Genomic DNA, 16,361 nt, shown 5'->3' with positions numbered 1-16,361 from the left:
TTAAAAATAGTATTTCTTAAAGAATTCTAATTGCTGCTTGGTCATCATGGCTTTTTTATCTGTACCTTCAAAAGACACGATATACGAATTTTTAGCATACGCCGAGAAATTCTTAATGTAATGAATATTAATGATAAACGATCGGTGGGAGCGGATAAAATCCTTTTCAGCCAGATCGCCCTTTAGCTCATTTAATGTCTGATAGGTCTGGATATCTCCTGTCGTTGTCACGATAGTTGTTGACCGGCCCGTTCGCTCAACAAAAATGACATCCTTTTTCTGCAGCACATGAATATCTGACTGCTGTTTAATGAGAAGCCGTCCATGAATGCTTTTCTCCTGCTTGGTGGACATATAACGCTCTAAGCATTTGGCAATTCGATCAGCTTGGTAGGGTTTCATAATATAATCATGTACATTCAAATCAAATGCATGGACTGCATATCCACTGTTTCCTGTCACAAAGACCACATCGACATTCAGTGCGTGAGAATGAATGAGGTCCGCTAATTCATAACCGGACATTCCGGGCATTTCAATGTCAGCAAACAGCAGATCAATGTCTCCTTTTTTGACCTTCTCATATGCATCCTCTGCTGACTGCGTGACAAAGACGATGTCCACAGCCTCCATCCTGCCTACAATGGCGTGCAACTTTTCTAAATCTACTCGGTAATCGTCGACGAGACCTACTTTTATCATAAAAATCACCTATGACTATTCTTATTATTTGTCTATTTTACCATTTGTTTTTTTGAAATAGATCATTTCAAGACAGAAAAAGGACGTTTCGCGACATTTTTATATCAGGCAAGCGTTATTTTTTCTATCATAGGATTAGAAAGTTGAAAGGGGCGAACCAAATGATTACACTCAGCGATTGCAGCTGCTGGTTTAAAGATAAGAAAAAAGTCGTGAAAGCGATGAAACACATGACGTTCTCCGTGAAGGAAGGGGAAGTCGTTGGCATCCTAGGAGAAAATGGTGCAGGAAAAACAACATTATTGCGCGCCGTAGCCACATTATTAGAGCCTACACACGGAACAGTCACTGTCGCAGGCTTTGATACAGTGAAAGAAGCAACAGAAGTGAAAAAGCGAATTGGTGTCTTGTTTGGTGGAGAGACGGGGCTTTACGATCGTTTGACGGCAAGAGAAAACCTTGAATACTTTGGCAAATTATATGGCTTAGATCAGCATGAAATCAAAGCAAGAATAGAGGATTTGGCAAAGCGTTTTGGGATGAGACAATACATGGATCGCAAGGTGAAAGGATTCTCAAGAGGAATGAAACAAAAGGTGGCGATTGCCAGAACGTTAATTCATGATCCTGACATTATTTTATTTGATGAGCCGACAACAGGCTTAGATATCACGTCGAGTAATATTTTCAGAGATTTTATCCATCAGCTCAAGCAGCAAAATAAAACGATCCTCTTTTCAAGCCATATCATGGAAGAAGTCAGCCAGCTTTGTGACAGTGTCATGATGATTCATCAAGGAGAGCTTGTTTACAAAGGGACACTTCCGGAATTATATGCACAGGAACAAAGTGAAGACTTGAACTATATCTTTATGTCGAAGCTCGCTAGGGGGATTTCATAATGTGGAAAACCGTCTTTTTGAAAGAAATGACAGATGCGCTAAGGGATCGAAAAACGTTGCTCTTAACCGTACTGATTCCTCTTTTGACCATGCTTGGACTGGTGTTCTTTTATGAAAGCATGATTGCAGATCCAGGGGATAAAGCCTATACAGTCGCCATCAATGAACAGCTACCAGGCGAAATGAACCAAATGATCAAAGAGGTCAAAAACCTACACCTTGAAACATTTGATGATCCGCAGCAAGCCGTCAAGGATGGGGAGGCAAATGCTTACCTGGAAATGCCGAAAGAGGCTGGCGATATGCTCAAGCATCAAAAGCCATTCGCCATTAAAATTCACGGATATACGACAGATGATGATTCGGTGATCACAGTTCAAATGCTGCAATCATTGCTGGAGCAGTATCAAAACCAGGTGGTCGAGAAGCGTTTAGCAGCGGATCAAATCGATACGTCCGTTATTCATCCGTTTGAGGTGCAGTCCGTTGATGTAGAAGAAGGGGATGAAGGGGAAAACGGAGTGACCGCTATGCTGTTGTCGATTCTCCTTCCGATGATTTTGGTAACCTCCGTGATCTCAGGAGCTTTGCCGGCTGCGCTTGATATTGTAGCAGGTGAAAAAGACCGAAAATCAATTGAAGCCTTATTCCTGACACCGGCCAGCAGACTACAGATTCTCATCGGAAAATGGCTCGCTGTCTCTATGTTCGGTATTTTAAGTGGGATTGTGGCGATCGGCATGCTGCTTCTATCCACTTTGCTCTTTACAGAAAAGCTGAAGCAGGCTCTGAACTTTGGTGATCAAATGTGGAGCATTATCGGCGTCATGTTTGCGGCGTTAATCATCTTCTCCTTCATGGTCTCCATGATTGAACTGCTGCTCAGCGTGATATCGGGCTCAGTGAAAGAAGCACAGTCGTACATGTCCATGATCATTACACTCGGTGTGCTCCCAATGTTCTTTACTATGAGAGCAGGTGCTACGCAGCTAGATACGTATTATTTTGCCATCCCATTCCTGAATATTCATGCGCTGTGTAAGCAACTGATGTTTGGGATCATTGATCCAATGTCCATCACCCTGACACTCGGTTCCTCGGCCTTGGCAGTCGTTATCCTGTTTGTCATCGTCAGAAGCTTGTTTATGAAAGAGAAATGGATGCTTGCAAAATAAAGAAAAACTTGCAGATATATTCTGCAAGTTTTTTATATTCAGAGATACATATAAAAGAGGCTCGCGATAGCATGATGGAAGAGGAAATGATATAATTATCCTAATTTTACCAAAGAAAGAAGTTCGGGTATGTCTTATCAAACAGATGACGATGATGTGTTAGGACTATGTAATATATATGCTCAGCAAACACACCATTTTGAAGCCTTTATTTTGGGAAACAGGGTAGGTTTATTAGAATTAAAAAATGCAATAGACAAGGCTTTAGAAACCGGTAGTTCTACTGCAACGTTATTCCCTTCTGATTATGAGGGATATGATGTCTATATTACTTTAGTAGACGATGAGCAAAGGTTTAAAAAATTAACGACTCCTTATGTAGAGGAATACGCACAAGAGGAAGATGCGGTTGATCCAATTGAGATCATTAAAGAATATGAAGCTGAAAAGGGGAATTCTTCTTCATGAAATATTCTCGTTATGAAAAAAGCTCGATCTCACTATACTAATAGTAGCAGCCATTACTATATTTATGGTGGATATTCAGTGGGTGTGGCTGGCGATTTTCTTGCTTTCTTGTCTGTATTTCGGAATCAAATATAGGAAACAACCGAAATAAATTAAGAAAAAACCCCCGGAATCGGGGGTTTTTCTTTAGTTCTTGATGAATTTCTCAACTAATGAGCTTGTTTTGTAGTCGTTCAAATCAAGTTTCCATTGGTCGATATCATTTTTCTTCATGTTGACTTCTACTGTTTCTTCAGAAGATGATGGTCCTAATTTTTTAAACTCATCTGGGTAAATTGATAGTAAGTATTTTTGCGCTTCATCGTAAGAAGCTGAACGGTTTTTGCTGTAGAACTCAGTCGCTTTCTCTTTCAAACGATCGACAAGCGGACTTGCATCGATTGGTGTCAGAGTCACAGTCACGACAGCTTTATCACCACTGATGGATTTTGTTTTTGTTGAAACTTTTGATTTTTCAGCTAATGTTTCTTTTACTGCTTTTAAAAGCTTATCAAGGTTTTCGTCCTTCGCTGAGCTAGAAGAAATACCTGATGAAGTGATGTAACCTTGTTTGAATGATTTATCAAATTCGTTCACAACAGTTGATTTGTTATCACCTGTTAGTTTTTCGAAATCATCGTTTTTCTTACCAAAAATCATCACATCAATATAAGAAGAAAGAGCTTTTGCAGATGCTTGTAGTGTATCTGCTTTTTTCATTAAGTCTTTTCCTTTAATATCGAATTCTAGTGTTTTGTCATCTTTTTTCGATCCACTGCCTGGCTCTGTGTAAACAAGCTGATAGTCCTTTTCTTTGTCAACAACAAAGAAAAGACCGCCTTTTGTGACTTTGTCTGCATTTAAAGAGCTTGAAGATAATACTTCGTTATAGTCATCTGGAGAGATCGTAGATACCTGTGCGTCATCTTGGTAAAGCGTGAAGTTGCTTTTATCAACATTGAGAGGCTCTTTGCTGATATTTTTTACAGATACATTCACTTTTAGTACATACTGATCATCCTGTACAGATGTATCGTATTGAGGTGGTAATGTGTACTCAGCACTTTCTACCTTTACCTCTGCTGCATCAAGAGATTTTTTGGTATCGTTTTCTTTCGCAGCTGTTTTGTCTTTTCCACCACTACAAGCAGCAGCGACAACAGTTACACACAAGATCAGAAGAAACAGGGATAATTTCTTTTTAAACATGGCGTGTTTTCCTCCTCGGGTTTATGGTGAATTTCATTGAAAAGCTGTAGTTCATATCATTCTTTTTGCACAAAAAGAAAAATACTGTATGTTTTTTACTGTAGAATGAAGCGAAAGTACTGTCAATACCTCAGTGCGTTTCCGAGGTTGATTGGCTTCAAGTAGTAAAAATGACACTAAGTTGAGAGGGGAAACTTGTAATTTATTATTTGATATCTCCTGTAGAAACTCAACATTTTATATTTTAAGGTTTTGAGTCGGATTATTGAATAGGTTCAAATGACTGTTTTTGAAGATGATGTCGCAATTAGAAGGATTTTTATGACTTGTAAATGAGTATATAGTAATGAATATTTCTTCCTGTTATGTATATGGTCACTTGGTTTGAGTGTTGTTGGCAGCGAGACACATGTCCAGCAAATTTAGACAGGCTGCCGACACTGAACGTGCTTTTTCATGTCAAAATGGCAGTCATCTACACAGAAACGCTACATAAAATAAAAGAGAAACGAACTGGAGGTGGATGTATGGCAGTGGTAAGAGCGACAAGCTCTGATATTGATTTAATGGCCAGACTGCTGAGAGCGGAGGCAGAAGGTGAAGGGAGGCGAGGGATGCTGCTCGTAGGAAACGTGGGCATCAATCGTTTGCGTGCCAACTGCTCTGACTTTAAAGGGCTGCGTACGATTCCACAAATGATTTATCAGGAGCATGCATTCGAAGCGGTCACGCATGGTTACTTCTATCAGCGAGCACGAGAAACGGAAAAAACACTTGCGCGGAGAAATATTAACGGAGAACGTTTTTGGCCAGCAAAATTCAGCCTTTGGTATTTTAAACCGCCTGGCGATTGTCCGGCGACTTGGTACAATCAGCCGTTTGTGGCAAGGTATAAGTCGCATTGCTTTTATCAGCCAACCGCCGAAACGTGTGAAAATGTTTATAACACCTTTTAGCTTGATGAAACGCACAACCCTCTTAGAGTACGAATGCAGAGGGTTGTGTTTTTGTTTTTTCCAAAATGGGTAACCATTGTGTATCAGCAAGATGAAGCACGTGAATGGAGGAAATGAAGATGTATCAAGATTTAAAAGGGAAAACAGCCATTGTCACAGGCTCTTCAAAAGGAATTGGACAAGCGATCGCATTGCGGTTTGGACAAGAGGAAATGAATGTGGTTGTGAACTATAAAGGCGATGAAGATGGAGCTGAAGAGACCGTACAAGCCATTCAGAAGCATGGAGGTGGGGCGGTGAAAGTACACGCAGATGTCTCCAAAGAGGAAGGCATCCAAGCCATCATGGATACAGCACTGGAGCATTTCGGTACAGTAGATGTATTCGTCAATAATTCAGGCTTCAACGGCGAAGAAGCGCTGCCGCATGAGATGACGCTGGAGCAATGGCAAAACGTCATCGATGTGAACATAACAGGTGCATTTTTAGGCGCAAAGGCTGCGCTCGCCTATATGATGGAGCATGACATCAAAGGGTCTATTTTAAATATTTCCAGTGTCCATCAGGAAATTCCGCGCCCGTTCAATGTTCATTATTCCACTTCAAAAGGCGGAATGAATATGATGACGAAGACGCTGGCTCTTGATTATGCCGAAGCAGGTATTCGAATCAACGCGATTGCGCCGGGTACCATGGCAACCGAATCGAATGATGATTTACAGGATGAATTGAAAAAACAAAAGCAGCTTGAGAAAATTCCGATGAGAACCTTTGGTGAACCGAAGGAGATTGGGGCCGCTGCTGCATTCCTCGTTTCTAAGGAAGCGGCGTATATCACAGGCACCACCTTATTTGTGGATGGTGGAATGACACTTTATCCTTCTCAAATCAATGATTAATTCAAAAAACATCCGCCTGTTCAGCCGGCGGATGTTTTTTGTTCGTAGCGTTGTGCGGCTTTGGCTGTTTTGCCGAGCAGCATCGGGTATTTGCTCAGGAAGGAGATGCATGGCACCATGAGCAGCAATGTGCCGATCGTGTAAAAAAGTGTCCAAGAGAGCTGCGCTGTATCAGCAATATTGATACCAAGTCCATAAAAAACAAATGCTTTCATGATATCGATGCCGGCAAACTGCAAGACAAGAATGACAATAGAATTACGTCCTAGATACGTCAAAATAGGGGATGTTTTCAATTTAAAGCTTAAATAAATCACGGCAGCTGAACCGAGCAGAGCACATGCATAGAAAATAAAGAGATCACCGTAGTCGTTGACGCGCATATCGATCCGTGAATTAAAGCTCTGCATGTAAGCCGTTAGCACAAGCAGACCTGTACATAAAAGAAGAGTTGGATCTGTTTTTAATTCCACAAACCACTGCTTTGCTAAAAATCCAATCGAATAAAACACAACAGCCGTCAAGGCGACATTGGCGTTCCAAGGAAGACTTTGATCTAAAAGCAAGGTAGAGGCATATCCAGCACCTCCGCAAAGAACAGTCAGCAAGATCACGGCAGCGGGTTTTCCTTTTGAAAGACGATGCATAAAGAAAAATAAAATTTCCACTAAAAAGAGCGTCGTTAAAAACCAAATCGCTGGGTTATGTGTGAGTCTTGCTTCATCTGCATTGGATATGAAAATACCTGTAAACGGAACGAAAGGATCAATATCCGTTTGTCCCTTGAATGCAAAAAAACGGGTAACGGAGAACCAAAATACATACGTAATGATGGAGAAATAGAGATAGGGCAAGAGTAAGCTTTTGGTCTTTTTCTGAATAAATGACAGAGCAGGGGATGAGGATGATCGAAACATCATGCCTGATAGTAAAAAGAAAAGCGGCATATGAAAAGAGTAAATGAATTGCTTGAGCGAATCTGGAATGGGCACATGCGCCATGACCACGAGCAGAATGCCAATTCCTTTAGCTGCATCAACCCAATCGAGTCTCTTTTTCATGTCTGTCATCTCCTTCTTTCTCAGCGTCGTAAACCGTTCATTGAATATGTACCTCTACTATATAAAAGGTACACCACTTATGCGTTTACAGTTCGCTAACGATTAGAAGACACATTTGCGATCAGATGACAGACGGAAGGATTTTGACATCTTGATGTTACATTTCCCATTTTTTATGACAATGTAAAAAAGAAGCCTGAAAAGCTGGCTTCAAAATAATTCTGCTATTCGCTTGAAGGAACGTTGTTTTTCGATCGGATCAAAGGAATTGTTCAGAATCATGATGTCATCCGTTTGATAGCGGTCCATCAAGGTCTGTAGTTGCTCTTTCACCGTTTTCTTCGAGCCGACAATCATCCGATGGCGGTTTTGCAGCACTTTTTTCTTCTCCTGTGTGGTGTAGTGATACGCATTTGCTTCTTCTATAGAAGGAACTCGGCTGTCCAGTCCTTTTTCAACACGAAGCAGCCATAAATCTGTACTGCTGGCGATCCTGTCTGCTTCTTCATCTGTTTCACCGCAGATGACAAAGACGGCAAACATAGATTGTGGCTGCCTAGAAAAGACAGATGGAGAAAAGTGTGATCGATACGTCTCAAATGCTTGTGTGCCGCGTGCAGGATGGATAAAGTGGCCAAAAATATAGTTGATTCCAAGCTCCGCCGCCTGCACGGCACTATTTTCTCCAAGTCCGAGCAGCCAAACTGGCGGATGAGCATCAACAAGCGGAGCAGCTTTCACGCCTGCATGCGGATGACCAGAAGGCAGGCTGTCTGATAAGTAAAAAAGAAGGTCCTTCAGCTGGCGGTCAAACTGAGACAGATCTTTATGCACGCCGTCCGTCAAAGCGAGTCTCGTCCTTTCGATCCCGCCCGGAGATTTGCCGACACCAATCTCAATCCGTCCAGGATAAAGGGCTTCAAGCTGCCGCGTGACCTCTGCTACTTTAAAAGGACTGTACTGAGGAAGTAAAATACCGCCAGATCCGGTACGCAAGGTCGTTGTATGAGCCGCAATATGAGCCATTAATATTTCAGGCGCTGTACTAGCGAGCCCCCTTGTGCTGTGGTGTTCAGCGAACCAATAGCGCTCATACCCAAGCGTTTCAGCCAGCTGGGCCAGCTGCGTTGTATGAATCAATGTCTCCTGAGCAGACTGACCTTTAGGAATGGCGACTTGATCTAATATATGAAGTGATGGCATCATCAACATCCTTTCATCAACATGCTGAATATAAGTATAAAGAAATCCATGGATGGAAGGAAACGAAAGGGTTTATCCTTTGATCCCTTGCTTTTATCTTTCTATATCAACATATGAAACCACATCAATACGCTCCTTATCAGCAAGAGCTGTTCACCGTGATTTTTCGACAATGTTTCACATGAAACACTTCATTAACGACATGAACCATTTCCAATGTGCATCTTTCGTTAAAAAAATATAAAGTGTTTGAAACCTATCTTGAACATAGATCGTATATACTAGTAAATAGAAAAAAGAGTAAGAGGCTCCAATGTCATTTCATGAATTTTGTCGAATTTTCATGTATGATGATTTTAATAGGGTCCATCGCTTAATAAATAGATTTTTATTATGCTGGAGGAGTGATTGATTTGGCGATTACATTAGAAAAAGGTCAACGTATTGATTTAACAAAAGGGAAAACAGGGCTAACAAATATTCTTGTTGGACTTGGCTGGGACCCTGTCTCACAAGGCGGCGGATTTTTAGGAAAGCTGTTTGGCGGCGGAGGCGGCGCTGATGTTGATTGTGATGCTTCAGTGCTCATGCTGAAAAATGATAAGTTTACGGAAAATAAAGATTTGATTTATTTTGGCAACCTAAAAAGCAAATGCGGCAGTGTGGAGCATACAGGTGACAACCTGACTGGTGAAGGAGACGGAGATGATGAACAAGTCCTCGTCAACTTGAGCAAGGTGCCGGGCAATGTGAACAAATTGGTGTTTGTCGTCAACATTTATGATGCCCTTAGAAGAAACCAACACTTTGGTATGATTCAAAATGCTTACATTCGCATCGTTGATCGTTCTAACAATCAAGAATTAGTGAAATATAATTTAAAAGATGACTATGCAGGAAAAACTTCGTTAATCGTCGGAGAACTTTATCGCCATGAGAATGAGTGGAAGTTTGCGGCGCTTGGAAATGGTACAAATGATGCGAAGCTTGCCGATATTACGAGAAACTATATTTAAACAGAAGGGAGAGGTTCCTAGTGGGAATTTCTTTAGCGAAAGGTCAAAAAATTGATTTAACAAAAACGAATCCGGGTTTAACAAAAGTAGTCGTCGGTCTTGGCTGGGACGTCAATAAGTATGACGGCGGACATGACTTTGATCTAGACGCAAGTGTTTTCCTTTTAGATGCGGCAGGTAAAGCAAGCTCTCCATCTGACTTTGTCTTTTACAATCAAACAACTGGCGGAGGCGGAAGTGTCGTACATACAGGCGATAACCGCACTGGCGAAGGGGACGGAGATGACGAGCAGGTCAATGTTGACCTTGCAGCTGTACCAGCAAGTATTGAGAAGATTTCATTTGTCATTACAATTCATGATGCAGAAGCGCGCAGTCAAAATTTCGGACAAGTGTCTAACGCATATGTACGTATTTTAAATGCAGCATCGAATGAAGAACTCATTCGCTACGATTTGGCAGAGGATTTCTCAATTGAGACAGCCATTATTGTAGGTGAATTATACCGTCATGGCGGGGAATGGAAATTCTCAGCTGTCGGATCAGGCTATCAAGGCGGTCTTGCCCGCATTGCAACGGACTTCGGCTTAGATATCGGATAACGATAACTTCCTATTTTCAAAGACAGGAGAGATACGAATATGGCGATTCAGCTTTCAAAAGGACAACGTGTCGATTTAACCAAAACCAACCCAGGGCTGACGAAAGTGATGATCGGTCTTGGCTGGGATACGAATAAATATTCTGGCGGAGCCGAATTTGATTTGGACGCTTCGGCTTTCTTGGTGGATGCAAACAATCGTTGTCAGCAAGATACAGATTTTGTATTCTATAATAACCTTCAGCATCCGAGCGGCAGTGTCACTCATACAGGTGATAACCGTACGGGTGAAGGAGATGGAGATGACGAGCAAATTCTCGTTGATTTCTCGAAAATTCCTGCTAACATTGATCGTATCGGAATTACAGTTACGATCCATGATGCAGAGGCGCGCAGCCAGAATTTTGGACAAGTCTCTAATGCATTTGTTCGTGTTGTAAATGAAGAGGGCGGGGAAGAATTGATTCGCTTCGATTTAGGCGAAGACTTCTCAATTGAAACAGCTGTTGTGGTATGTGAATTGTACCGCCACGGAAGTGATTGGAAGTTTAACGCGATCGGAAGCGGATTCTCTGGCGGACTTGCAGCTCTTTGTCAAAATTATGGGTTAGAAGTGTAAATAAGAGAAACAAATCAATTCAAGAGATGCTGTCAAAAGCTCATATGAGGGCCTTTTCCTAAGTGAGAAAGAAACAGCGATCAAGAATAGCAGCAGGCGAAAGCCTGCTGATGCTTCTACACTTATAGGAGGAAAACCAGTTGGACATTTTGAAACATATGTTGGATACATATGCCTCGTTTTTTGATTGGCATATGTGGGCAGAGGTATTAACAGACCCTGTCTCTTGGGGGCTTATTGGGACTCTTGTCGTGCTTGAAGGATTGTTATCAGCAGATAACGCACTTGTATTAGCTGTGATGGTGAAACATTTACCAGAAAAGCAGCGTAAAAAGGCATTAACCTACGGATTAATTGGCGCTTATTTCTTCCGTTTTCTATTCATTGGCGTAGGGATGCTGCTTATTAAGTTCTGGTGGATTAAGGTCCTCGGAGCTGCTTACTTAGCATGGCTTGTGATTAAGCACTTCTGGTTAGGTGACGGCGATGATGAAGCGAAGGAACTGAAAAAAGAAGGCTGGATGGTTCGTGTCTTTGGTGTGTTCTGGGCAACCGTTATTTCTGTTGAAATTATGGACCTTGCCTTCTCGGTTGATAGTATTCTTGCAGCATTTGCTGTATCTGAGGAAGTATGGATTCTACTATTAGGCGGAATGCTTGGAATTCTCATGATGCGTACAGTCGCGCAGTTATTCCTTGTTCTCATTGATCGTATCCCAGAGCTCGAGAATACAGCGTTTATTCTCATCGGGATCATTGCGATCAAAATGGGCTTGAGTGCTGCTCACATTGAAATCCCGCATCTTGTATTCTTTGCGATTATTATCCTAGCATTTATCGGAACGTTTATTGTTCATAAGATCAATAAGAAGAAACATCAAGAAGTGACAAACGAAGCTGCGGCTTCAAAAGAAGAATAGGACGATCAAAAAGGAATGGAGTTGATTAGCGGCTCCATCCTTTTTTGAATCATCAAGTCATTTGTTCGATTTTCTCTCAACAACAGGAGGTGGCACAGCATGCGGTATTTTCAGTTTTTATCAGAGGCGAGGCAGCACGATATTTTCTTCAAACGGCCGGGGGCGATGCATTTGATGACGCCAAGGCACGTACTTGCGCATGCATTAGGTGCTACTTTGTATATGCCTGCGACAAGACAGGATATAGCAGACATGCTGCTGTCGCAGAAATATGAAGCGCTTTGCTCTGTTGTATTTTGTTTAGAGGATGCCATCGGTGATCAAGAAGTGGAACTGGCTGAACAGAATCTAGTGGTACAACTCGCCAAACTGTCGGACAAATTGACGCATACACCTGAAACGGCTGAAAAAATACCGCTTTTATTTATTCGGGTTCGTTCGCCGGAGCAGCTGCTGAAAATGGCAGATTTGCTTGGTCCATCTCTTCGTTTATTGACGGGCTTTGTATTTCCAAAGTGTTCTATTCATAATGCGAAGGATTATTTGGACAGCTTGAAACAGGCGTCCGCACAAACGAAGACAACGCTGTACGGTATGCCCATTTTGGAAACACCCGATTTATTAGAAAAAGAAACAAGATATACGGTGCTGTCTGAGTTAAAGCAGATCATGCTGAATGATGAAGAATATATTTTGAATATTCGTATTGGGGCAACGGATCTTTGCGGCCTACATGGCATTCGCCGTGATCGCGACACCACCATCTATGAAATCAGATTGATTGCTGATTTGATCACAGATATTATCAATTATTTTGGCCGTTCCTTTGTTGTATCAGGTGCTGTATGGGAGCATTTTGGCCCTGCAAGAAAGGAACAAAAACCTTTCATCCGTGCGCTTTCTAAGGGCGGTGAGCTGTCCTTATCTGAATTCGATGACGTACAAGGTTTACTCAAAGAGACAAGACTCGATGTAGCCAACGGCATACATGGAAAGACAGTGATCCATCCAACACATCTCAAGCCAGTGCAAAGCATGTACGTTGTGACAAAGGAAGAGTACTTGGATGCATTAAGCATTCTGGAACATGCCGACGGCACAGTTGGCGTGATGAAGAGTGCTTTCTCTAATAAGATGAATGAAACGAAGCCCCATTACAGGTGGGCAGAGCACATTTTAATTAAGTCAGACATTTACGGGGTGTTTCATGAAAATAGAAGCTATATCGACATACTCACAGAATCAGAAGCGGCATACGCTGAACATCTTGGAACATATGGAGGTTGAGCTTGACCTCAAAGAGGGTGAGCTCCAGCTGGAAAAAGAGCATCTTTTTGAGATGGCGGCAAGGGTGAACAAAAAAAGAGCCTTTTTATTCGTTAGTAGGGTGCTTGGAAAGCATATTCCTGTTCATCCAGTAAAACCGCTCCTTGTCTCGGGTCTTTTAGCGATGGCATATGCCAAAGAGCAAACGGGAAAGACGCCCCTGCACCAAGATTTTATCGTCGAGGCACTCAAGACGGATGATCACACGGTGTTAACGGCAGCCTATGAAACACTCAAAGAAGAAAAGCTTTCAGCTGGCAATGTGCCTGTCGTCATCGGCTTTGCGGAAACGGCAACAGCCCTTGGACATGGTGTGTATGATGTGATAGAAGGCGCATCATACATTCATACGACACGTGAACAGCTGCTGGATCTTGACCCGTCATTGGTATTTGAAGAAGAACATTCGCATGCAACAGATCAGCTTTGTTATGCAGACGAAGCATTACTTCGCACAGACCGCCCCATCGTGTTAGTAGATGATGAAGTCACGACAGGCCGTACCAATATCAACATCATTCGTGACCTTCACGCAAAGTATCCAAGGCATTCTTATACCATTCTTTCCATTTTGGACTGGCGGACGGAGGAGCATGAGAAAGCCATGTGCCAGCTTGAAGAGGAGCTTGGAATTCACATCACATCATTGTCTTTATTAAAAGGGCAGATGATTTTTCGAGGCAAGACGCTCGATGAGCCAGCTTATTCGTATGAGATTGCGGAGCAAGAGAAGCAGCCAAGTCTCTCTTTTCACTCTCTTCAATCTTTCTTTAAGCAGGTGCCATATTCACTTTCTCATGCAGCAAATTCGGCTGGTCATTCGCCATATATACATGAAACGGGCCGTTTTGGTTTAAATGCAGCAGATACGGAAGCGCTCGACCAAGCAGCTGCTGAAGCGGGATTGAAGCTGCGGCAGGAACGCAAAGGAAAACAAACACTCTGCTTAGGGACAGGTGAGCTGATGTATGTGCCAATGAGACTGTCTGCACACATGGGGCAAGGTGTTCTCTTTCATTCAACAACGAGAAGCCCTATTCACCCAGTCGAAAAGGATGGATACGCTGTCCAAAATGGGTTTACCTTTATGAATCCAGAGGATGCCCGAATTCAGCACTACGTGTACAACATTCCAAAAGGTGAATATGATGATGTATTTCTCTTTTTTGAGAAAAAGGTCTCTCAGGAGTCATTGCTTCCGCTTGTTCACTTATTTGCTGAGCGGCATGTGAAGCATGTGCATATTGTGACTTTATCAGACGAGGTGAAGGTGAATGGCTAATGTGTATACAAAGATGGGGAGCTATCCAGAGCAGGATGTAACCTTCTTACTCAAAGATTTATCCTCTATTGAGATGGAGAAAAGTACAGAGGAGCGGGAGCGTTCGATTCAGAGCGGTGCGCATTATTCAGAAATGCTGCCAATTGAGTACAAACCAACGGCATCTTATATGACTTTATTCTATCAATCTCTTGAAGAAAGTAAGGAAAAGGTAGCAGAAGCAGTAGCTGTTGTAGCAGAACAGATTGTGAAAAAGCGAGGCTTCCAAACCGTGCTTTGCAGTTTGGCGCGTGCGGGGACACCGATCGGGGTGCTGATCAAACGATATATTCGAAAGACGTATGGTGTCGATCTGCCTCATTACAGCATCTCTATTATTCGCGACCGCGGAATAGACGAGAATGCACTGCATTATATGCTGAAAGAACATCCAGGTTTTGAAATTGCTTTTATCGATGGATGGACTGGAAAAGGGGCGATTTCGAAAGAGCTCCAAAAAGCTGTTCTTGATTTTGAAAAAAAGTATGGTGTACGTCTCTCGAGTGAACTGGCTGTGCTGGCAGACCCCGGCTATTGTACACATGTATACGGAACGAGAGAGGACTTTCTCATTCCAAGTGCCTGCCTAAATTCGACGGTATCAGGGCTTGTCAGTCGTACGGTACTAAACAACCGCTGGATCAATGCCGATGATTTCCATGGGGCAAAGTATTATAAAGAGCTGCTTGATGAGGATGTGTCCAATCTATATGTGGATACAATTGAACAAGCATTTTCCAGCCTCGGACCAAATGTACAAGAGAAAGCAGAAACCATACTCTCGCAGGGAACGCCGGCAGATTGGCGGGGAATGGCATCCATTGAAGCAATCGGTCAGGAGTTTCAAATTGAAAATACCCATTTGATTAAGCCGGGAGTTGGTGAGACGACCCGCGTGCTGCTTAGAAGAATCCCTTGGAAAATCTTGATTCAGCCTGGATCTCAGGAAAAGCTGAAGCATATTTTGCTTTTGGCTGAGGACAGAGGGGTTCCTGTCATTGAATATGCCAATATGTCCTACACGTGCTGTGGGTTAATTCGCCCGCTGGAGCAAACGTCATGAAGACATTTGCATTTGCCAGTGATTTAGACCGGACGCTGATTTACTCACATCGAGTGCTTGACCAGTATGCGTATGAAGGAGAGTATGATTTAGTTGAGGTGCTGGACGAACGGCCGCTTTCCTATATGTCTGTTGAAACGAAAAAATCTTTGCAGACGATTCATCAATCAGGCTGGTTCATTCCAGTGACGACAAGAACAACCGCACAGTATGAACGAATCACCTTCTTTGAGCAAGAGCTTATACCGGAGTATGCTGTCACAACAAACGGGGGCTGTATTCTTCATCATGGCAAGCCGCTTGAGGATTGGCAGGCCATTGTTGATGAGAGACTTAGGGAGTGTATGCCAGTCAGAGAGATGCTGAGGGCGATCTCCGAGCTTCCAGTTGCGGCATGGGTGAAGCGTACCCGTACAGCAGAGGGAAGATTCCTTTATTTGATTATGAAAGAGGAGTATCTATCTCACATTCCACTTACTGAATTGAAGCTGTGGGGTGAGGAGAGAGGATGGCAGGTTTCTCTTCAGGGACGGAAGCTTTATTTTATTCCACAGCCGCTTAATAAGTGGGATGCTGTTGCTTTTCTAAAGGACAGGCTGCAGCTAGAATACGTCTATGGTGCGGGTGATTCTCTGTTAGATGCGGGGCTCATTCGTCAATCAGATATGGGCTTTGCCCCAAGGCATGGAGAAGTTCTCGGCTTTGACCCAGACCTTGAGCCGACAGCAGCATCTGGCATGGCCGCAGCAGATGAAATCACCGCTTGTGTCATCGAGCAGATGATGAACGCAAAAAAGCCTTCGATTCGATAGCAGAAGTAGAAGGCTGAATGATATGATAGTAGTAGCTTTCGAGAAAATATAGGAGAAAGGAAGGAGCGG

17 protein-coding genes are annotated in these 16,361 nt (G+C 42.8%); 13 read left to right on the top strand and 4 right to left on the bottom strand.

The features are described 5' to 3' along the window. The gene (locus AAZR19_RS12335) at nucleotides 1–702 is read right to left on the bottom strand and encodes a LytR/AlgR family response regulator transcription factor (RefSeq protein WP_025092773.1); all 702 of its coding nucleotides are present in this window, start codon (nucleotides 700–702) and stop codon (nucleotides 1–3) included. A gap of 161 nt (nucleotides 703–863) precedes the next feature. Between AAZR19_RS12335 and AAZR19_RS12330 the strand changes: the two genes are divergently transcribed. The 3 genes from AAZR19_RS12330 (at nucleotide 864) to AAZR19_RS12320 (ending at nucleotide 3,247) form a co-directional block, all read left to right on the top strand. Next, nucleotides 864–1,604, top strand: a complete 741-nt coding sequence (locus AAZR19_RS12330; protein WP_025092774.1) for an ATP-binding cassette domain-containing protein — start codon at nucleotides 864–866, stop codon at nucleotides 1,602–1,604. Then, nucleotides 1,604–2,779 carry an ABC transporter permease gene (locus AAZR19_RS12325; RefSeq protein ID WP_434703312.1) on the top strand — a complete coding sequence of 392 codons (1,176 nt, stop codon included), beginning with the start codon at nucleotides 1,604–1,606 and terminating at the stop codon, nucleotides 2,777–2,779. Before AAZR19_RS12330 ends, AAZR19_RS12325 begins: the two co-directional genes overlap by 1 nt. Before the next feature lie 129 nt (nucleotides 2,780–2,908). Continuing rightward, nucleotides 2,909–3,247, top strand: a complete 339-nt coding sequence (locus AAZR19_RS12320) for a hypothetical protein (protein WP_434703310.1) — start codon at nucleotides 2,909–2,911, stop codon at nucleotides 3,245–3,247. A gap of 186 nt (nucleotides 3,248–3,433) precedes the next feature. Here AAZR19_RS12320 and AAZR19_RS12315 read toward each other — a convergent pair whose 3' ends face one another. Next, the gene (locus tag AAZR19_RS12315; protein ID WP_041116540.1) at nucleotides 3,434–4,495 is read right to left on the bottom strand and encodes a DUF4352 domain-containing protein; all 1,062 of its coding nucleotides are present in this window, start codon (nucleotides 4,493–4,495) and stop codon (nucleotides 3,434–3,436) included. A gap of 527 nt (nucleotides 4,496–5,022) precedes the next feature. Here AAZR19_RS12315 and AAZR19_RS12310 point away from each other — a divergent pair. Together AAZR19_RS12310 and AAZR19_RS12305 are read left to right on the top strand one after the other, a co-directional pair. Then, entirely contained in the window at nucleotides 5,023–5,451 is a 429-nt protein-coding gene (locus AAZR19_RS12310; RefSeq protein WP_024424361.1) for a cell wall hydrolase, read from the top strand. A 119-nt stretch (nucleotides 5,452–5,570) separates the two neighbouring features. Next, nucleotides 5,571–6,350 (top strand): glucose 1-dehydrogenase, encoded by a 780-nt coding sequence (locus tag AAZR19_RS12305; protein ID WP_024427225.1) that lies wholly within the window; start codon nucleotides 5,571–5,573, stop codon nucleotides 6,348–6,350. Between the two features lie 20 nt (nucleotides 6,351–6,370). Here the strand turns inward: AAZR19_RS12305 and AAZR19_RS12300 are convergent, their stop codons facing one another. After that, on the bottom strand, nucleotides 6,371–7,411 hold the full coding sequence (locus AAZR19_RS12300; RefSeq protein WP_076840676.1) for an acyltransferase family protein: 1,041 nt from the start codon (nucleotides 7,409–7,411) through the stop codon (nucleotides 6,371–6,373). Between the two features lie 210 nt (nucleotides 7,412–7,621). Continuing rightward, nucleotides 7,622–8,614, bottom strand: a complete 993-nt coding sequence (locus tag AAZR19_RS12295) for an LLM class flavin-dependent oxidoreductase (protein ID WP_076840677.1) — start codon at nucleotides 8,612–8,614, stop codon at nucleotides 7,622–7,624. A 413-nt stretch (nucleotides 8,615–9,027) separates the two neighbouring features. On the opposite strand from AAZR19_RS12295, the gene AAZR19_RS12290 reads away from it, so the two are divergent. The 8 genes from AAZR19_RS12290 (at nucleotide 9,028) to AAZR19_RS12255 (ending at nucleotide 16,292) form a co-directional block, all read left to right on the top strand. Then, entirely contained in the window at nucleotides 9,028–9,630 is a 603-nt protein-coding gene (locus AAZR19_RS12290) for a TerD family protein (RefSeq protein WP_024427228.1), read from the top strand. A gap of 20 nt (nucleotides 9,631–9,650) precedes the next feature. Further along, nucleotides 9,651–10,232, top strand: a complete 582-nt coding sequence (locus AAZR19_RS12285) for a TerD family protein (RefSeq protein WP_039176267.1) — start codon at nucleotides 9,651–9,653, stop codon at nucleotides 10,230–10,232. A gap of 39 nt (nucleotides 10,233–10,271) precedes the next feature. After that, on the top strand, nucleotides 10,272–10,850 hold the full coding sequence (locus AAZR19_RS12280; RefSeq protein WP_007498343.1) for a TerD family protein: 579 nt from the start codon (nucleotides 10,272–10,274) through the stop codon (nucleotides 10,848–10,850). 140 nt (nucleotides 10,851–10,990) lie between these two features. Next, entirely contained in the window at nucleotides 10,991–11,770 is a 780-nt protein-coding gene (locus AAZR19_RS12275; protein WP_034283214.1) for a TerC family protein, read from the top strand. A gap of 99 nt (nucleotides 11,771–11,869) precedes the next feature. Further along, nucleotides 11,870–13,057, top strand: a complete 1,188-nt coding sequence (locus tag AAZR19_RS12270) for an HpcH/HpaI aldolase/citrate lyase family protein (RefSeq protein ID WP_087976282.1) — start codon at nucleotides 11,870–11,872, stop codon at nucleotides 13,055–13,057. Further along, nucleotides 13,047–14,378: a phosphoribosyltransferase family protein gene (locus AAZR19_RS12265; RefSeq protein WP_087976281.1), complete on the top strand. Its 1,332-nt coding sequence runs from the start codon at nucleotides 13,047–13,049 to the stop codon at nucleotides 14,376–14,378. Before AAZR19_RS12270 ends, AAZR19_RS12265 begins: the two co-directional genes overlap by 11 nt. Next, entirely contained in the window at nucleotides 14,371–15,480 is a 1,110-nt protein-coding gene (locus AAZR19_RS12260) for a cysteine protease StiP family protein (RefSeq protein ID WP_041106668.1), read from the top strand. The genes AAZR19_RS12265 and AAZR19_RS12260 overlap by 8 nt, the downstream gene beginning before the upstream one ends. Next, entirely contained in the window at nucleotides 15,477–16,292 is an 816-nt protein-coding gene (locus AAZR19_RS12255; RefSeq protein WP_087976280.1) for an HAD family hydrolase, read from the top strand. Before AAZR19_RS12260 ends, AAZR19_RS12255 begins: the two co-directional genes overlap by 4 nt. Nucleotides 16,293–16,361 lie beyond the last annotated feature (69 nt).

The sequence above is a fragment of the Bacillus sp. Je.9.29.b genome (assembly GCF_051129925.1).
Taxonomy (GTDB): Bacteria; Bacillota; Bacilli; order Bacillales; family Bacillaceae; genus Bacillus; species Bacillus safensis.
This window is presented reverse-complemented; position numbering and strand designations above follow the sequence as displayed.